The organism is Nocardiopsis salina YIM 90010, from assembly GCF_000341025.1.
Lineage (GTDB): Bacteria > Actinomycetota > Actinomycetes > Streptosporangiales > Streptosporangiaceae > Nocardiopsis > Nocardiopsis salina.
In genome coordinates, this window is record NZ_ANBF01000046.1 from 1 (window position 1) to 16,642 (window position 16,642).

At 70.8% G+C, this 16,642-nt stretch carries 20 protein-coding genes and 2 tRNA genes; 10 read left to right on the forward strand and 12 right to left on the reverse strand.

Annotation, left to right across the window (positions count from 1 at the left end; all coding sequences use genetic code 11):
* From D474_RS0105040 to D474_RS34400, 3 genes are all read right to left on the reverse strand, one after another.
* Window positions 1-1,274 (reverse strand): glycoside hydrolase family 13 protein (locus tag D474_RS0105040; RefSeq protein ID WP_017612505.1); only part of this gene is annotated, 1,274 nt, incomplete at its 3' end.
* A gap of 22 nt (window positions 1,275-1,296) precedes the next feature.
* The gene (locus tag D474_RS27725) at window positions 1,297-2,133 is read right to left on the reverse strand and encodes a LacI family DNA-binding transcriptional regulator (protein WP_449289341.1); all 837 of its coding nucleotides are present in this window, start codon (window positions 2,131-2,133) and stop codon (window positions 1,297-1,299) included.
* Window positions 2,130-2,315 (reverse strand): LacI family DNA-binding transcriptional regulator, encoded by a 186-nt coding sequence (locus D474_RS34400; protein ID WP_449289342.1) that lies wholly within the window; start codon window positions 2,313-2,315, stop codon window positions 2,130-2,132. The genes D474_RS27725 and D474_RS34400 overlap by 4 nt, the downstream gene beginning before the upstream one ends.
* Before the next feature lie 174 nt (window positions 2,316-2,489).
* On the opposite strand from D474_RS34400, the gene D474_RS0105050 reads away from it, so the two are divergent.
* The 3 genes from D474_RS0105050 to D474_RS0105060 all read left to right on the forward strand — a co-directional run bounded on the left by D474_RS0105050 (window position 2,490) and on the right by D474_RS0105060 (window position 5,619).
* Complete coding sequence (locus D474_RS0105050) at window positions 2,490-3,788, forward strand: ABC transporter substrate-binding protein (protein ID WP_017612506.1); 1,299 nt, start codon at window positions 2,490-2,492, stop codon at window positions 3,786-3,788.
* A 65-nt stretch (window positions 3,789-3,853) separates the two neighbouring features.
* Window positions 3,854-4,705 (forward strand): carbohydrate ABC transporter permease, encoded by an 852-nt coding sequence (locus D474_RS0105055; RefSeq protein ID WP_017612507.1) that lies wholly within the window; start codon window positions 3,854-3,856, stop codon window positions 4,703-4,705.
* Window positions 4,702-5,619 (forward strand): carbohydrate ABC transporter permease, encoded by a 918-nt coding sequence (locus D474_RS0105060; protein ID WP_017612508.1) that lies wholly within the window; start codon window positions 4,702-4,704, stop codon window positions 5,617-5,619. The genes D474_RS0105055 and D474_RS0105060 overlap by 4 nt, the downstream gene beginning before the upstream one ends.
* Window positions 5,620-5,821: 202 nt before the next feature.
* Here the strand turns inward: D474_RS0105060 and D474_RS0105065 are convergent, their stop codons facing one another.
* Entirely contained in the window at window positions 5,822-6,115 is a 294-nt protein-coding gene (locus D474_RS0105065) for a GroES family chaperonin (protein ID WP_026118181.1), read from the reverse strand.
* A 145-nt stretch (window positions 6,116-6,260) separates the two neighbouring features.
* Here D474_RS0105065 and D474_RS0105070 point away from each other — a divergent pair.
* Window positions 6,261-6,333: transfer RNA gene (locus D474_RS0105070), tRNA-Ala, on the forward strand.
* A 194-nt stretch (window positions 6,334-6,527) separates the two neighbouring features.
* On the opposite strand, the gene D474_RS32165 is transcribed toward D474_RS0105070, so the two are convergent.
* The 3 genes from D474_RS32165 to D474_RS0105085 all read right to left on the reverse strand — a co-directional run bounded on the left by D474_RS32165 (window position 6,528) and on the right by D474_RS0105085 (window position 8,007).
* Window positions 6,528-6,668 (reverse strand): hypothetical protein, encoded by a 141-nt coding sequence (locus D474_RS32165; protein ID WP_017612510.1) that lies wholly within the window; start codon window positions 6,666-6,668, stop codon window positions 6,528-6,530.
* A 149-nt stretch (window positions 6,669-6,817) separates the two neighbouring features.
* Window positions 6,818-7,288: a hemerythrin domain-containing protein gene (locus D474_RS0105080; RefSeq protein WP_026118182.1), complete on the reverse strand. Its 471-nt coding sequence runs from the start codon at window positions 7,286-7,288 to the stop codon at window positions 6,818-6,820.
* Window positions 7,289-7,425: 137 nt separating this feature from the next.
* Window positions 7,426-8,007 carry a GNAT family N-acetyltransferase gene (locus tag D474_RS0105085; protein ID WP_017612512.1) on the reverse strand — a complete coding sequence of 194 codons (582 nt, stop codon included), beginning with the start codon at window positions 8,005-8,007 and terminating at the stop codon, window positions 7,426-7,428.
* Window positions 8,008-8,168: 161 nt separating this feature from the next.
* Here D474_RS0105085 and D474_RS0105090 point away from each other — a divergent pair, with 161 nt between their 5' ends.
* Together D474_RS0105090 and D474_RS0105095 are read left to right on the forward strand one after the other, a co-directional pair.
* Entirely contained in the window at window positions 8,169-8,972 is an 804-nt protein-coding gene (locus D474_RS0105090; RefSeq protein WP_017612513.1) for an SRPBCC family protein, read from the forward strand.
* Complete coding sequence (locus D474_RS0105095) at window positions 8,972-9,286, forward strand: ArsR/SmtB family transcription factor (RefSeq protein WP_017612514.1); 315 nt, start codon at window positions 8,972-8,974, stop codon at window positions 9,284-9,286. Before D474_RS0105090 ends, D474_RS0105095 begins: the two co-directional genes overlap by 1 nt.
* Window positions 9,287-9,419: 133 nt before the next feature.
* Here D474_RS0105095 and D474_RS0105100 read toward each other — a convergent pair.
* From D474_RS0105100 to D474_RS0105115, 3 genes are all read right to left on the reverse strand, one after another.
* Window positions 9,420-9,492, reverse strand: a tRNA-Ala gene (locus D474_RS0105100).
* 389 nt (window positions 9,493-9,881) lie between these two features.
* A complete protein-coding gene (locus tag D474_RS0105110) occupies window positions 9,882-10,466 on the reverse strand; it encodes a DUF488 domain-containing protein (protein WP_017612516.1) in 585 nt (194 codons plus the stop codon).
* Entirely contained in the window at window positions 10,463-10,684 is a 222-nt protein-coding gene (locus tag D474_RS0105115; protein WP_017612517.1) for a hypervirulence associated TUDOR domain-containing protein, read from the reverse strand. The genes D474_RS0105110 and D474_RS0105115 overlap by 4 nt, the downstream gene beginning before the upstream one ends.
* A gap of 334 nt (window positions 10,685-11,018) precedes the next feature.
* Between D474_RS0105115 and glsA the strand changes: the two genes are divergently transcribed.
* The 4 genes from glsA to D474_RS0105135 all read left to right on the forward strand — a co-directional run bounded on the left by glsA (window position 11,019) and on the right by D474_RS0105135 (window position 15,509).
* Window positions 11,019-12,293: a glutaminase A gene (gene glsA, locus D474_RS0105120; protein ID WP_051050917.1), complete on the forward strand. Its 1,275-nt coding sequence runs from the start codon at window positions 11,019-11,021 to the stop codon at window positions 12,291-12,293.
* Window positions 12,294-12,448: 155 nt separating this feature from the next.
* Window positions 12,449-12,799, forward strand: coding sequence for an ArsR/SmtB family transcription factor (locus D474_RS0105125; protein ID WP_017612519.1), 351 nt, complete (start codon window positions 12,449-12,451; stop codon window positions 12,797-12,799).
* Entirely contained in the window at window positions 12,792-13,265 is a 474-nt protein-coding gene (locus D474_RS0105130; protein WP_017612520.1) for an SRPBCC family protein, read from the forward strand. Before D474_RS0105125 ends, D474_RS0105130 begins: the two co-directional genes overlap by 8 nt.
* Before the next feature lie 153 nt (window positions 13,266-13,418).
* Entirely contained in the window at window positions 13,419-15,509 is a 2,091-nt protein-coding gene (locus tag D474_RS0105135; RefSeq protein ID WP_017612521.1) for an ATP-dependent DNA helicase, read from the forward strand.
* A gap of 60 nt (window positions 15,510-15,569) precedes the next feature.
* Here the strand turns inward: D474_RS0105135 and D474_RS0105140 are convergent, their stop codons facing one another.
* Window positions 15,570-16,094 (reverse strand): DUF6315 family protein, encoded by a 525-nt coding sequence (locus D474_RS0105140; RefSeq protein ID WP_017612522.1) that lies wholly within the window; start codon window positions 16,092-16,094, stop codon window positions 15,570-15,572.
* Window positions 16,095-16,260: 166 nt separating this feature from the next.
* Window positions 16,261-16,602, reverse strand: a complete 342-nt coding sequence (locus D474_RS0105145; RefSeq protein WP_017612523.1) for a hypothetical protein — start codon at window positions 16,600-16,602, stop codon at window positions 16,261-16,263.
* Window positions 16,603-16,642 lie beyond the last annotated feature (40 nt).

Consider the following 16,642-nt stretch of genomic DNA (forward strand, 5'->3'; position numbering starts at 1 on the left):
GGGGTCCAGGGCAATGGAACCCGGCAACCGTCGCGCCCCTTGTCCGTGTGGTCGCTGTTGGCCCACCGGGGGTCCTCCAACGCCGCCGCCGGCAGGTCGGCGACCTCCGGCAACCCCAGTTCCTCGCCCTGATAGATGTAGGCCGACCCCGGCAGCCCCAGCTCCAGAAGCGCGAGCGCCCGGGCCCGCCTCTGCCCCTGCTCCGGGTCGGGTTCGGGGTCGTGGCCGTCGGAGAGCAGCCACGCGTGCAGGTCGGTCCCGGCGGGGAGCCCCAGTACCGACGCGGGCCGCACCACGTCATGGTTGCCGATCACCCACGTCGGCACGGTGCCCACCCGGTGCGCGTCGGCGAGGGAGGAGTCGATGACCGTCCGGTAGGCGTCGGCGTCCCACGGCGCCTTCAGGAAGTCGAAGTTGAACGCCTGGTGGAGCTCGTCCGGGCGCGTGTACAGCACCCGCCGTTCGCTGGGCAGCCACACCTCGCCCACCATGGCCCGCGGCGGATCGTAGGAGTCGGCCACCTGCCGCCAGTCCCGGTGCACCTCGTGCACCTCCGGCCGGTCCAGCAGCGGGTGGTCGGGGTTGGCTTCGATGTCCTCGAACCGCCCGCCCTCCACGGGCGTCAGCTCGCGCAGCGGTTCGGCGAGGTCCTTGGCCATGGCGTAGGCGACGTCGATCCGGAACCCGTCCACCCCCCGGTCGGCCCAGAACCGCAGGATCCCCCGGAACTCCTCGTGCACCCGAGGGTGGTCCCAGTTCAGGTCCGGCTGCTCGGGCGCGAACATGTGCAGGTACCACTGCCCGTCCGGAACCCGGGTCCACGCTGAGCCGCCGAAGGTCGAGCGCCAGTCCGTCGGCGGCAGTTCCCCGTCGGGCCCTTTCCCGTCGCGGAACACGTACAGGTCCCGCTCCGGCGACCCGGGCCCTGCCTCCAGCGCCGCCCGGAACCACGGGTGCTCCAGGGAGGTGTGGTTCGGCACGATGTCGATCATGACCTTGAGCCGCCGCTTGTGTGCGGCCCGCACCATCGCCTCGAAGTCTGCCAGCGTGCCCAGGCTCGGGTCCACGTCCCGGAAGTCGGACACGTCGTACCCCCCGTCGGTCCAGGGGGACGGGTAGAAGGGCGACAGCCAGATCCCGTGCACCCCCAGGGCGGCGACGTGGTCCAACCGCGCGGTGAGGCCGGGCAGGTCGCCCACCCCGTCGCCGTTCGAGTCGGTGAAACTGCGTGGATAGACCTGGTACAGCACGGCGTCGCGCCACCATTGGTGCATGTGGAGCCCTTCGGGTCGGTTCTCACGGGGACGTCCGGCGCTCCTGAGGAGCGGCGGTGGACTGGCGGGGGACTATCTGGACCGGCAGTTCGATCCGGGTGTCGCAGGGGCGCCGACCGTGCACGAGGTCGGCGGCCAGGTGGCCGGCGGCAACCCCGAGCGCCTCGGGGCCCTGGTCGACTGTGGTCAGGTCGAGGGCCGCGGAGGCGTCGTGGTCGTCGAAGCCCATGAGGGAGATCGCCTCGGGCACCCGAACCCCGGAACGGCGCAGCGCCCGGTACGCCCCCAGGGCCACGTCGTCGCTCTCGGCGAGCACGGCCGTGGGCGGGCTCTGGTTCGAGAGCAGCTCACCGACGGCGAGCTCCCCGCCGTCAGGGCCGGGGGACTTCGTCACCGTCCAGGGTTCCTGGCCCGCCTCCGCCATGGCGTCGTGATATCCGGCCAGGCGTGCGGCGGAACTGCGGCTCGGCCCGTGTTCCGTTTGCGTACCGATGTAGGCGATGCGGATGTGGCCGAGATTGAGCAGGTGGTGGGTGGCGCCCGCGGTACCGGCGCGGTCGTCGATGAACACGCTCGCCCGGCCGGGAAGCTCCTCGCCGGCGAGTACGACGGGCCCCGCCAGTTCACCGATCCGGGAGTACTGTGCCTCGGTGACCTGCAGCGCCACCGCCACGAGGGCGTCGGAGTTGTGTGCGAGCGGGAGTTCGCGGGTCCAGTTCTCCATCCCGTCGGCCTGGTGCACGAGCATGTCGAGCCCCGCACTGTGCAGGGCGTGACCGAGCCCCGAGGCGAGTGCTCCGAAGAACCACGGGCGCAGGGACGGGACCACGACGGCGACCCGGCAGGTGCGCCCGGTCACCAGGCCGGAGGCGTTGCGCGAGACCGCGTAGGAGAGTTCGTCGGCGGGCCCCCCNCCCGGAGCACACGCGAGACCGTCGAGAGCGATACCTCCGCTCGACGGGCCACGTCGCGCATGCCGGCAGACCGTTTCGGCATGCGGCCACCGTAGACGTGTGACCTGCGCCATGGCAACGTTTTCATGACGGTTCCGGAACGGGGCAGCCCTCTCAGTGCGGGTTTCCGTTGTTCTGCCCGCGGATCGTGTTGACTGAGTCACATCCACGGTGGCATCGTTTTCGCACAGCTCGGGGGACGACCACGACCGTTGCGATGCCGCGGGCCCACCGGGCGCCGGGGGCGAGGAGGTACAGAGCCATGTCCGAAGTGCCAAGGCCCGCCGGACAAACGGCGCGCGCCTGGGCGGCCGGAGCCCTCGCGCTGGGCCTCGCCCTGGCCACCGGGTGCGGCGAGCCGCCCCAGGACGAAGGCGACGAGAGCGCCGGACTCGCCGACGACCCCGAGTTCGTGTGGGCCATCGGCTCGTCCGACCGGCCCGCGCACGAGGCCGTCGCCCGGCTCTGGAACGAGAAGAACCCCGATCGGCAGGTCGAGATCTTCTTCCTCGCCGCCACCGCCGACGAGCAGCGCCAGGCCCTCTTCCAGGACCTCCAGAGCCGGGCCGGGGAGTTCGACGTGCTCGGGCTCGACGTCATCTGGACCGGAGAGTTCGCCGACTACGGATACATCGAGAGCCTCGAGGACCTGCGCCCCGAGGTCGAGGACACCAGCCTGGAGGGTGCCGTCGACAGCGCCCAGTGGCAGCAGGAGATGTACGCCCTCCCGTACTCCTCCAACGGCGCCTTCCTCTATTACCGCACCGACCTCGTGGACGATCCGCCCACGACCTGGGAAGAGGTCCTGGAGACCGGCACGGAAGCCGCGGAGGAGGAGGGCATCGCCCCGTTCGTGGGGCTCGGCGACCGGTACGAGGGGTTCGTGCTCTCCTTCTTTGAACTCTTCTGGGGCGCCGAGGGCGAGCTCTACGACGAGGCGCAGGAGAACAGCACCTTCGCGGAGGGCGACGCCGCCGAGACCGCCCTGGACTTCATGGTCCGCGCCAACGAACAGGGCTTCTTCGCCGAGGGGTACGACTCCATGGTCGAGGACGACGCCCGCGCCCTCTTCCAGTCCGGCGAGGCCGTCTACATGCGCAACTGGCCTTACGCCGTCCCGCTCCTGGCGGGGGAGGAGGGCGAGGAGAGCGCCGTGGCCGACGACTTCGCCGTGGCCCCGCTGCCCACCTTCCACGGCGAGGGCAGCACCAGCGTGCTGGGCGGGTTCAACAACGCCGTCAGCACTCTCAGCGAGAACGAGGAGCTCGCGCGCGAGTTCGTGACCTGGGCCGCAACAGACCCCGAGGCCCAGGACGCCCTGCTCGACAACAGCCTGCCGCCGACCATGCAGAGCATCTACGACGAGACCGGGGACCCCGACTTCCAGATGCTCGGGGACATCCTCGCCGACGCCGAGGCCCGGCCGCCGGTCCCCGGTTACAACTCGCTGTCCCTGGCCGTGCAGGACCACATCCACCCGGCCTTCCTGGGGCAGACGGACCCGGACGAGGCCCTGGAGTCGGTGGACGATGCCGCCCAAGACGCAGTCGGAGAGGAGTGAGGACCGTGGCGGCGGGAACCCCGAAAGCGCGATCGCGGCGCGGCCACGGCCTGGGGGAGCGCGCGATGGGCAGGTTCTTCCTCGCCCCGTCGTTCGCCTTCATGGCCCTCATCGCCCTCTTCCCGGTCTTGTACGCGATCGGGATGAGCCTGTACCGGATCCGCGGTTTCGACCAGGACTTCGTAGGTCTCGGCAACTACCTCGACGCCCTCGGCGACAGCGGCTTCTACAGCGCCGTGTTCAACACGTTCGTGTTCACCGTGGCGTCTGTGTCGCTGGAGTTCGTCATCGGGATGGCGTTCGCGCTCATCATGCACCAGGCCTTCGTCGGACGCGGCCTGACCCGCGTGGTCATCCTCGTGCCCTGGGTCGTTCCGACCGCGGTCGCGGCGCAGGTGTGGCGGTACATGTTCGACCACAACCCCGGCTTCGTGAACGCGGTCCTGGGCACGGACATCAACTGGCTGCGCGACCCGTTCTGGTCGATGGTCGGCATCATCAGCGCCGACGTGTGGAAGACCGCGCCCTTCGTGGCGCTGCTGCTCCTGGCCGGGTTGCAGACCATCCCGCGCGACTTCTACGAGGCCGCCAGGGTGGACGGGGCCAACGCCCTGCAGCGGTTCTGGTACGTCACGCTGCCGCTCCTCAAGCCCGCGATCGTGGTCGCCCTGCTGTTCCGGACGGTCGACGCTCTGCGCATGTTCGACTTCGCCTACATCTTCGCCGGGTACTCGAACTCCCTGGCGACCCTGTCGGTGTACGCGCAGCGCTACCTGATCGCCGAACCCGACCTCGGCTACGCCAACGCGCTCTCCACCATCACGTTCGTCATCGTCATGCTCGTGGGCCTGGCCTTCATCAGCCGGATGGGCCGACAGGTGGTCGGCGAGGCCGCACCGCGGAAGGAGAAGGCATGAGCGAGCACACCTTGCGGTCCCCGCGGCCGACCGCCGCCACACCCCCGCGCCGCGGGCGCAGCAAGGGCCTCCCGCCCTGGGTCGTGGGCACGCTGAAGATCCTCGGCCTGGCCGTGGTCGTGGTCTGGTGCCTGTTCCCGTTCCTGTGGATGGCCATGACCAGCCTGCGCACCGGCGCGGACGCGCTCATCGATCCCAACATCCTGCGCGGGCCCTTCACCCTCGAGAGCTACGAGCAGGTCGTGGACCTCGGGTTCCAGTACGCACTGCGCAACTCGTTGATCGTCGCGTCGGTGACCACGCTCATCTGCATCCCCGTGGCCGCCCTCGCGGGGTACGCGCTCGCACGGCTGCCGCTGGCGGGCAAGTTCGTGATCCTGGCGCTGACCCTGGTCGCGACGCTGTTCCCGCCGGTCGCGCTGGTCAACCCGCTGTACCAGGTGTACCTGGAGCTCGACGGGCTCATCGGGCTGTCGTTGCTCAACTCTTACGCCGGCATGATCCTGCCCTACGTCGCGCTGACCCTGCCGCTGGCGATCTTCATCCTCACCACGTTCTTCGCCGGGATCCCCAAGGAGATCGAGGAGTCGGCCAAGGTCGACGGGGCCACCCCGTTCCAGGCCTTCTGGCGGGTGGTGGCGCCCCTGGCCGCACCCGGTGTGGGCGCCGCGGCGATCCTGACGTTCGTGTACGCGACCAACGAGTTCCTGCTGGCCTTCTCGTTCGCGCCCGCCGACCTCAACGTGCAGACGGTCCCGGTCTTCATCGGAACCTTCGAACGGGTGGGGTACGAGGACCCGATCGGACAGGTGATGGCGGCCTCGGTACTGGTGTCGATCCCGTTGATCCTGTTCGCGCTGGTGCTGCAGCGGCGGATCGTGGCCGGGCTGACGTCCGGAGCAGTCAAGGGGTGAGTCCGGGGCCCGCCGACCCGTGCCGGAGCAGAGGCGGGGTCGGCACCCGGCCGTGCACGCGTTTCTCAGTGCCGTCGAACGCCGTCGGCGCGACGGGTGCCGAGGATTCGGGCACACGAACGCCCCGCCGGGGTGGCGGGGCGTTCGGGAAGGTCGGGACGCGAGGAGGGCGTTGGTGTGCGAGGGCGGGTGACGGGCGGGCTCAGAGGTAGAGGCCGGTGCCTCGCTCCGGGGACTCGTTGGCCGTGGCGTGCACGTCCCGCTCGCGCAGGATCACGTACCGCTCACCGTTGATCTCGACCTCGCCCTGCTCCTCAGGATCGAAGAGCACACGGTCACCGGTCTTCACGTGGCGCACACTCGTCCCGGCACCGCACACCTCACCCCAGGCCATCCGCGTCGCCAGTTTCACGGTGTCGGGGATGACCAAGCCGGCACTGCTGCGCCGCTCGCTCGTGTCCGGGACCGCCCGTACCAGCAGGCGGTCGTGGAGCATCTGGATCTCAAGCTTGGATTCGGTCACCACATCAGGATATTCACTGACGGGGAGGGCCACCTCACATGTGAACAGCTGGCCAAGGCACCCCCAACATCCGGTACAGTGGAAACATCGCCGAGCGGGGGAACCGCCCGGCACACCAGGGGCTATGGCGCAGTTGGTAGCGCGCCTCCATGGCATGGAGGAGGTCTGGGGTTCGAATCCCCATAGCTCCACTCGGGCCCTGCTCGCCGGACCTCGTCCGCCTTCGCAGGGCCTTTGTGTTTCTCGGAGGGACGACCCCCCGGGCCCCCGGTGTGCGCTCGCCGGAGCTCGCGCCCCTTGTGGTGGATGTGGGCAGATGTGCGGTGGCGCCTGGTCCTGTGGTGCGGGTCGGTTGCGAGCGGAGAGCAGCATCCCGGGTCGGCGGTCAGTCGGGCACGGCCCCACCGGTCGCGTTGATGACCGTGCCCGTGATGGCCACGGCCCCGTCCAATGCGGCCCGGGCGGCGAGTTCGGCCACGTCCTGCACCGACATCGTGTGATCGGTGAACCCCCGAGCCTGGAACATGCCCAGGCCCGTCCGTCGCCCAGCATCACACGCTCGTACCACCGGGTCTACCGGTCGTAGCGGGGCGCGTAGGCGTCGTAGGCACGGCGCACCTCGTCGTCCATGCTCCGAGCATAGAACCGCAGGTCGGGGCAGGGAACGGGCCGGGGTCACAGCGGGCCCAGGGCGTCCGAGGGGTCCCGATCCAGTTCCAGGGTCTCGAGCACCGTCAGCAGCCGGCGTTCCTCGTACCGGAAGTGGTTCTCCATGAGCGCGGAGACGCCTTCGAGGTGGAGATCCAGTTCCTCGGGCGGCGCCCCCTCGTCCACCGCGTCCTGCAACTCTGCGAGCAGGTGGAAGATCATCGAGTGGTCCTGCTCCAGCTGTGCCAGGGTCCCGCGCAGGTCCGGGTACGCGGCCGCGATGGCGGGGAACAAGGTGCCGTCCTCGCCCTCGTGGTGGCCTGTGAGGGCAGCGCAGAACCCGTGACAGAACAGCAGGAGGTCGCGGGTGGCACCCTTGGCGGGCCGACTCTCGCGTACGGCGTCGCGGGCGACCCGCAGTGCCTCGCGCAGGCGTGTGTGCACCGCGCGCATTTCGTGGCTCCAGGCGATCAACCTGGTCTTCCCGCCCTCAGACACGAGAGGGCGAAGGGAACGACGTGAACATCGTCGAACTCCTCCGTGGATCCGGCGCCTCATGCCCGGCACGGACTGCCACGACACGCGACGCTGCGCCGAAGCTAGCACCACTGCGCGCGCCTGGGAAGGGCCCGGACTCAGGGGAAGGGCCGGCGGAGCATCGCCCACGTGCGCGGGCCGCCGTCGGGCAGGTCGTACTCGGCGGTGACCTCGAACCCGAGCGCGGTGTAGACACCCACGTTGGCCTCGGTGGAGGTCTCCAGGAACGTGGGCACGCCCTCGGCGTCGGCGGCCGCCAGCCCCGGTTCGATGACCGCACGTCCCAGGCCGCGGCCCTGCGCGGAAGGGCGCACGCCGACGGTGCCCAGGAACCACACGGGTTCCGAGGGCCGGTGGATCTCCATGGCCGCCTCGGCGGAGGCGTAGGCGTCGGAGCGGTCACCGGCGAGCTCGACCAGGCGGGGAAGCAGCCTCTGCAGCGTCGGTCCCGCATCGCCGACCGGGGTGGACCACACTGCGACGGCGTCCAGGTCGTCGCTCACCCACACACGTCCGTGCGGTAGTCCGACCTCGGCGAGGAAGAGGTGCTGGAACTCGCGGAGCCTGGCCAGGTGGTCGTCGGCGCTGATGGTGTGGCGGGTGAAGGGATACTCGGCGAACGCGGCGGTGAGGGTGTCGGCGGCGCCCTCGACGTCGTCGGGTGTGGCCTCGCGGATCATGGTGCCTCCGTGGTCGTATCGGGCAGGTGCAGGCGGAGTGGAGCACGTGCGGCCGGATGCGAGCGGTCGTACGGGGGCGCCGACGATCTTACGCACATGCAACTGAAGGGTTGCGGTCCTTCTGGCCCTGATGCAACCGTGGGGTTGCACAGGAGGTCGGTATGGACAACGTCGAACGCCATGTGGACATCGACGCCCCACCCGAGCGTGTGTGGGAGCTCCTCACACGCCCCGGATGGTTCGTCAACGACGGGGAGATCGTCGCACACGAGGTCGAGGACCTGGGTGGAGGCGCGTACCTCGTCACGGACCCCGTGCAGGGGTCCTTCCGTGTCGAGGAGCTCGGGCTCGAACCCCACGCACGGGCCCTGTACAGGTGGCACAGGGGGACCAGCGCCGACGACCCCGCCACGCAGGTGGAGTTCCGGCTGGACGAACTCCCCGGCGGGGTCCGGCTCACCGTCGTGGAGAGCGGGCTCGAGGCGCTGGGGGCCGACCGCCGACTACGCGAGGGCCAGGAGCAGGGCTGGGTCGAGGAGCTCGAGGTCGCGCGGGCCCACACCGATCCGACCAGGGTCAGGCGCGCGGTGCATGTGACGGCCGGCCCCGATCGTGCTTGGGACGTGGTCGCCGATCTGGCCTCGTGGTACGCGTTCGGCGGCGCTGCCTACACACTGAGCGAGGGTGCGCCGATGCGCCTCGAATGGGAGGGGCACGGCATCTACCTGGGGCGCGTCGAACGTGTTGCGGCGCCGTCGGAGCTCGCGTTCCGCCTGGCGCGGGAACCCGACACGGAACCGGGCGCCGACGCTCCGCGGGTCCGTGTGACCGTCCGGGCCTCCGGGACGGGTTCGCTCGTGACCGTCGAGCACACCGGCCTGGCCTCCGCGGACGAGGCCGCCATGGAACGCCTCGGGTGGGAGGGCGGCCTCACCACGCTCGCCGAACGGCTCCGGGGGCAGTAGTGAGCGCTCCACCCGACGCCGCCTTCGCCGCGCTGGCGGACGGCACGCGATGGAAGGTCCTGGTGCGGATCGGACGCGAGCCCGCCTCGGCGTCCGCGCTCGCGCGTGAACTCCCGGTCAGCCGGCAGGCCATCGTCAAGCACCTGGAGGTGCTCGCCGCCGCGGGGCTCGTGTTCTCGCAGCGGCGGGGGCGCGAGGTCGTACACGTGGCCGTGGGGGAGCGGTTGAGCGCGCTCGGCCGGGACCTCGACCGGATCGGGCAGGGGTGGGACGACCGGCTCGCGGTGCTCAAGGAAGCGGCCGAGGGCGGGTGAGGGTCCGGGAACGCCCGCTCACGAGGGGGCGGTTCTGTGGGACGGGCCCGGATGCGCGTCCTCGGCGCCCCTGTGCAACGGAAAAGGGCCCTGCGAGGCGGATCGTGTCCGCTCCCGCAGGGCCCTTCGTCGGTGGAGCTATGGGGATTCGAACCCCAGACCTCCTCCATGCCATGGAGGCGCGCTACCAACTGCGCCATAGCCCCGTGTGGGTCGCCCGAAGGCGATGCCTCAACTCTACAGGACCTCGGCCAGTGCCTCGAACGCAATCTGTTCCCGAGAGCAACGTGCGGGCAGGAACAGGACATGGACCCCCGGTCGGCCCCGCGGCCCGACTTCTTCGTCGGGAGGAGTACGGCGGTACGCGGCGGGTGGTGGCGCGCGGCGTGGGCGGGGTGACGGCCGAACTGTGCACCTGCACCGGCGGTGCGGCCCTGGAACGGTGGACCAGCGACGATCCGGACCTGATCACGCTGGTCGACCCCGCTCCCTGATCCGAGGATTTCCGACGGCCCCGACCTGTACGCACGCGCGGGTCTCAGGCCCGCCCCGCCGTTCGTGTGTACGGAGTCCAAGGCCTGCTCCGGACCGCGCATCACGGGGGCCGCCCTCCAGGATAGGTGACGAGCCCGTCGTCCCCGCGCCCGACCACCGCGCCCGGGCTCAACCGCGCGGGCTCGCCCCGGCCCGGGCCCAGAACGTGGAACACGTCCTCGCCCCGTGCGAGCAGGTGGTCCGCGATGATCCTCCGGTGGCACCGCCACCACACCGCCTCCGCGCACATGACGGCGGTCGGGTGCGCGTGCCCCCACTCGCGCAGGAGCGCCAGCGCGTGTGCGAATCCCTCCGACAGCGCGTGGTCCGCGTAGTTGTGGAAGCTCCGGTTCTGCCACCACGCGTTCACCTCGAACGGGACGTCCTTGCTCACGGGCCGTCGCCCGGTCAGCTCCTCTGCCCGCTGCAGGGTGATCCCCAGGTCCGCGAGGGTCCCCGTGAGCGTGTCCTCGTCGAACTGCGGGTGCCGCGCCGAGCCCGGCAGCTTCCGCACGTCCACGACCAGCGCGACCCCGTGCTCCTGCAGCAGGCCGGTGAACTCCGCGAGGGTCCGGTTCGAGTGCCCGACCGTGAAGAGGCGCCCGCGAGCCGCACCGCCCGTGGTTCCGCTCTCCGTCCCGCTCACTGCTCTCCGTCGACCAGGCGCAGCACGGACCCCTTGTGTGCCGCGACGTGGTCGGTGAGGTCGCTCTCGATCTCGTACTGCGGTTCCTCCGGCGACGCCCGCCTGGTGTGCCCCTTGTAGTCGAAGTCGGCCGTGTGCACCTTGGTGATCGTCCCGGACACCCGGCCGGCCTCGGAGTTCCACTCCACGTGGTCGCCGACCTGGAACCTGTGTGACATGTGTTCTCCCCTTCACCTGGCCCCTCGGACACCCTGGGCCCCTTCCGTGTCCACCACTGTGGCAACGCTCCGCCCCGTTGCCGGGTAGGCCGGTTCCGGACACGGGCGTGTGCCGTGCCAGAGCGTCCCCACTGTGCTCGCAGGAACGAGGACGCGGGTGTCCGAGGCCCTCTGGGAGGCCGTCGCCTTCCGCGAGAGGGCCCAGGCCGACCTGCTCGTGGCTGCCCGCCTGGCGCGCCACTCCATCCCGTTCCGCCGACGACGTCTCCGTGCTCCTCGCGCGCCACCTGCCCCGACAGCGCTCCTGAGCCCCACGCGTTCCTACACTGGACCGATGGACCACGGCGCGAGCGATCACGACGCAGGCGGCCCGAACGGCCACGGCCCCCGGGCCAGCGACGACCAGAGCCCCGTCGTCACGGTGCTCGAACGGATCCGCGACGAGGTCGCCCCCAGGCACGAGGGCCGCGTGGCCGACTTCATCCCCGAGCTCGCAGGCGCCGACCCCGACGCCTTCGGGATCGCCGCCGTGAGCGCGCACGGGCGCTGTTACTCCGCCGGGGACGACGGGGCCGCCTTCACGGTGCAGTCGATGTCCAAGCCCTTCGTCTACGCGATGGCGATCGAGGAACGCGGTCTCGACGACGTGCACAGGCACGTGGGCGCCGAACCCAGCGGCGAACCCTTCAACGCCATCAGCCTCGACTCGCAGGGCCGCCCGGAGAACCCGATGATCAACGCGGGCGCGATCGTGACGACCTCGCTCGTGCACGGCACGGGCCCGGAAGGGCGTTTCGAACGCATCCGCGCCGCGCTGTCGTCCTTCGCCGGCCGCAGCCTGTCCCTCGACGAGGACGTCTATCTGTCAGAGGCCGAGACCGGGCACCGCAACCGGGCGCTGGGGTATCTGAGCCTGGCCGGGGGAGTCCTGGAGGGTTCGGTCGAGGAGGCGGTCCAGGACTACTTCCGCCAGTGTGCGCTGAGTGTGACCGTGCTCGACCTCGCGGTCATGGCAGCAACCCTGGCCTCGGGCGGCGTCAACCCGGTGACCGGCGCACAGGTGGTCTCGCGCCGCACAGCCCGGCACACCCTGTCGGTCATGTCGAGCTGCGGCATGTACGACCGCGCGGGAGAGTGGGCCCTTCGTGTGGGGATCCCGGCCAAGAGCGGGGTGAGCGGCGGCATCCTCGCGGCGGCGCCCGGTTCCTTCGGGGTCGGGGTGTTCAGTCCGCCGCTGGACGGCGCGGGCAACAGCGTGCGCGGCGTGGCGGCTCTGGAGCGCCTGTCGGAGGATTACGACCTGCACATGCTGCGTATCCCGTCCGAGCCGCCCTCGCCGGTGCACAGCCTGACGCGCGCGGGCGGGACCCTCGACGTGCACCTGCGCGGCGACATCGATTTCCTCGCCGCCGAACAGGTGGTCTCCCGCTTGGAAGAGGCCGTGGACGACGCCCGGATCACCTCGGTGACGGTGGAGCTGGAGCGTGTCTCCGGGCTCAGTGAGGCCGCCCGTTCCCTGCTGACCGCGGAGCTGGACGAGCTCGACGGGGCCGGGGTCGAGGCCTCCATGACCGACCCCGCCGGGGTTCAGGACGACGAGGACGCCTGACCCAGAACCGCCGGCCGTGCCCCACCGCGGCCCGGACCTCGACCCGCCCCGCCCGGAAAGGATTCACCCGGGCTTGCTCCCACCCCTTGACACGGCGCCCTTCGCGGGTGTGTGATCAACCTAAGAGTTGAACAACTGAAAGGTTGAAATCGCTGATGGCGGCCGACTCGCTCAGCCTCACCTTCACCGCCCTGGCGGACCCGACCCGCCGCGCGATCCTCGCCCGGCTGTCCCGGGGTGAGGCCACCGTCAACGAACTGGCGGAGCCGTTCGCCATGAGCCTCCAGGCGGTCTCCAAACACCTCAAGGTCCTGGAACGCGCCGGCCTCGTCACCCGCGGGCGCGCCGCACAGTGGCGCCCCTGTCGGCTCGAGACCGCTCCGCTGGAAGAGGTCTCCGACTGGCTCGGCCGCTACCACGAGCAGTGGGAGGACCGCTTCGACCGCCTGGACGAGGAACTGCTCAGGATCCAGAACGGCACCGAGGGAGAACAGAGCCATGAGTGATCTGAAGATCGTCGCCGAACCCGGACGCCAGGACATCGTCATCACCCGCACGTTCGACGCACCCCGCGAGGCGGTCTACGCCGCCATGACCGACGCCGACTCCGTCGCCCGCTGGTGGGGCATGGACGAGACCGACACCCGTGTCGAGGTCTCCGACGCCCGCCCCGGCGGACGCTGGCGCTACGTCGAGAAGGGTCCGGACGGGACCGAGTACGGGTTCCACGGGGTGTTCCACGACGCCGTCGAGCCCGAACGCATCGTCCAGACCTTCGAGTTCGAGGGCATGCCGGGGCACGTGTCCATGGACACGTGCACCCTGGAGGAGAAGGACGGCCGTACCCTCTACACCTCCGTCACGGTGTTCCAGAGCGTGGAGGACCGCGACGGCATGGTCGCCTCCGGGATGGAAACGGGCCTGTCCCAGTCGCTCGACGCGCTGGAGAAGCTGGTCACAGAGGGCGCCTGACCATCCGCTCCGCGCCGGGCTCCGCAGCACGCGGCGACCCGGCGCACACGTCCGGCCCCGCCTCCGGGGCCGGACCTCACCCGTGCCCGCACACCCCGTGGGGCCCTGTGGACAACGCCCGTTCCTGTCACCGCGGAACGGTACTGTCGACCCGTGGCAGATCTCCCGGACGTTCCCTCCATGCTCGAAGCGGCCGTCGACGCCCTGGGCGGCACCCACCGCGAGGGCCAGGCGACCATGGCCCTGGCGGCCTCCGAGGCCGTCGACAAGCGCGAACACCTCGTGGTGCAGGCCGGCACCGGTACCGGCAAGTCCCTGGCCTACCTCGTGGCCGCCATCCGGCACGCCATGGCCGCGGACACCACCGTCGTGGTCTCCACCGCGACCATTGCGCTGCAGAACCAGCTCATCGAGCGCGACCTCCCGCGGCTGGCCCGAGCCCTGGCCCCGATGCTCAACCGCGAGCCCACGTTCGCCGTCCTCAAGGGGCGTCGCAACTACCTGTGCCGCAACCGGCTCCAGACCGCCGGCGAGGAGGCCGAGGACACCGAGCTCTTCGACCCCCGCCAGCTCTCCTCCCTGGGCCGCCAGGTCGCACGCCTTCACGAATGGGCCGAGGAGACCACCACCGGCGACCGCGACGAGCTCGAACCCGGTGTCAGCGACCTCGCCTGGCGCCAGGTCTCCGTCGGAGGCAACGAGTGCGTCGGGGCGCGGGTCTGCCCCTTCGGCCAGGAGTGCTTCGCCGAGTTCGCCCGCGAGGCCGCCGGCGGCGTCGACGTCGTGGTCACCAACCACGCCATGCTCTCCATCGACATGCAGCAGGACTTCCACCTCCTGCCCGAGCACGACACGATCGTCATCGACGAGGCCCACGAGCTGGTCGACCGCGCCACCTCCGTGGCCACCGAGACCCTCACCGAACGCACCGTCAGCTCCGCCGCCAAGCGCGCCGCACGCCTGGTCGAGGCCGGCACCAGCGAACGCCTCACCGAGTGCGCCGAGGGCCTGGCCATGATGTTCACCGAGGCCCCCGACGGCCGCCTGGACCAGATCGACGACGGCCTGGCCGGGGCCGTGGCTGCAACCCGCGACGCCGCCTCCGCGTGCGTGACCGCGATCGGTCCGGCACCCGGCGACATGGACCCCGACACCGCCGGCGACCGCCGCATGGCCCTGGCCGCCCTCAACGAGGTCCACGACGCGGCCGTGTCCGTTCTGGAGAGCTACGACAAGCCCCTGCGCGAACGCACCGAGGTCGTCTGGCTCACCAAGGCGCCCTCGCGCCCGCCCTCCCTCAACGTCGCTCCGCTCACCATCGGCGGGCTGCTGCGCGACAAACTCTTCGGCGACCGGACCGTCGTGCTCACCTCCGCCACCCTCACCCTCGGCGGCGACTTCCGCGCCCTGGCCGGGCAGTGGGGGCTGGGCCGCGAGGTCACCGAGGAGGCCGCCGACCGCGAGGCCCGCGGCCTGTCGCCCGTCCCCGACACAGGGACCGAGGGCGTGGGCGAGGACGAGGACGGGCCCCACCGCGCCGAGGGCGAACCCCGCTGGCGCGCCCTCGATGTCGGATCCCCGTTCGAGCACTCCCGCCGGGGCATCCTCTACGTGGCCACCCACCTGCCCCAGCCGGGACGGGACGGTCCCGACCCCGCCTACCTCGACGAGATCGCCGAGCTCATCCAGGCCGCCGACGGGCGGGCCCTGTGCCTGTTCTCCTCGATGCGCGCCGCTCAACAGGCCAGTGAGGAACTGCGCGAACGCCTCGACCACCCGATCCTGTGCCAGGGCGAGGACTCCACCGGCCGACTCGTGAGCCGCTTCGCCGAGGAGGAGCGCTCCTGCCTGTTCGGCACCCTGTCGCTGTGGCAGGGCGTCGACGTGCCCGGGCCTTCCCTGTCCCTGGTGGTCGTGGACCGCATCCCGTTCCCGCGGCCCGACGACCCGCTCTCCTCGGCCCGCCAGCGCTCGATCAGCGCGCACGGGGGCAACGGGTTCCTGTCCGTGGCCGCCACGCACGCCGCGCTCCTGCTCGCCCAGGGCACCGGACGCCTGCTGCGCTCCACCGAGGACCGCGGGGTCATCGCCGTGCTCGACCCCCGCCTGGCCAAGGCCCGGTACGGGGGTTTCCTGCGGGCCTCGCTCCCGCCGTACTGGGGCACCAGCGACCCCGAGGTCGCCCGGTCCGCACTGCGCCGACTGGCCGCTGCCACCGAACCCGCGGCCGCCGCGGTCGGCTGAGCAGGGGGCGAGCCCCCGGACGCACCGATGCTGAGCGGCTCGGAAGGTGTGGGGCGGGGCTCAGCCGCGGCTGCGGTAACCGAAGAGGCGCACTGCGTACCCGGGGGAGTCGTCCTCCGGTTCCTGGATGAACCAGCGGTCCTCGTTCTCACCCACGAGCAGCTCGTTCCACATCATGTCGATGAGCTTGAGCCGTGAGACCACCGAGGACTCGGGGTCGAGCACGATCGAGTACGTGTGGTCGGTCAAACGCTGGGTCACCATTCCCACGGACTGACCGTTCCAGATCGCGGGGACGGGCGCGTGCCCGATCTCGACGCCGCACAGGCGGAGCTGCTCCACCTCCTCGTCGAGGGCCTCCGCGGCGAGCGCGCCGTCCAGTTGGAGGGCGTCCTCCAGTTCGTCGCGTTCCTCGTCCCCGCGGAGATAGGCGTGGTAAGTGCGGTATCCGCAGGTGCGGCACTTGCGCCAGACCACACAGCGCGCCAGCCCGTAGGCCGACTGCGCCTCGCCGACACTCTGGTAGTCGCTCACCTCGCGAATCGCGCCGCACTCGCAGCACAGGGCCGTGAGATCCTGCTTCATCAGAGTCCCCCCTCCGAGCTGAGTATGCGACGAACGGAGCGCCTATGGGAACCCGTTCGGAGAGGAAGTCACGGCAAGGACTCGTCATCAATGCCCCAAATGGCAGGGAGTGCAGCCCTCGGGTAACGTTCGGCGGCGTGTCGGAGTGGCCAGGAACACCCTGCGCTCAGAGGGTGCGGTCCCCCTTGTTGCGGGCGCTCCAGTCGCGCATGCGCTGCGGGTAGCCGACGATCTGCACGTCGTATGCGGGCAGCGCGAGCTTCTTGGCGAGCTTACGGATCGCCTCGGGGGAGCCGCAGCGGCGGCGGGTCCATTCACCGTCGGTGGCCACGGCAACGGCCGTGGTCTGGGTCGCGAAGGTCTCCGGTTCCACGAAGAACTCCACCCCCACCCGGGACTCGGCGAACTCCTTGAGGGCCTTCATGTCGGAGTCCTCGGAGTGCCGGTCGAACCGGGCCTTGCTGTTGCGGTTGGCCTTGCGGAGCCCGAAACGGTCTCGCCATCCCATCGGAGGTCGTGTCTCCTCACACCCGGTCGGGGTCGAAGCG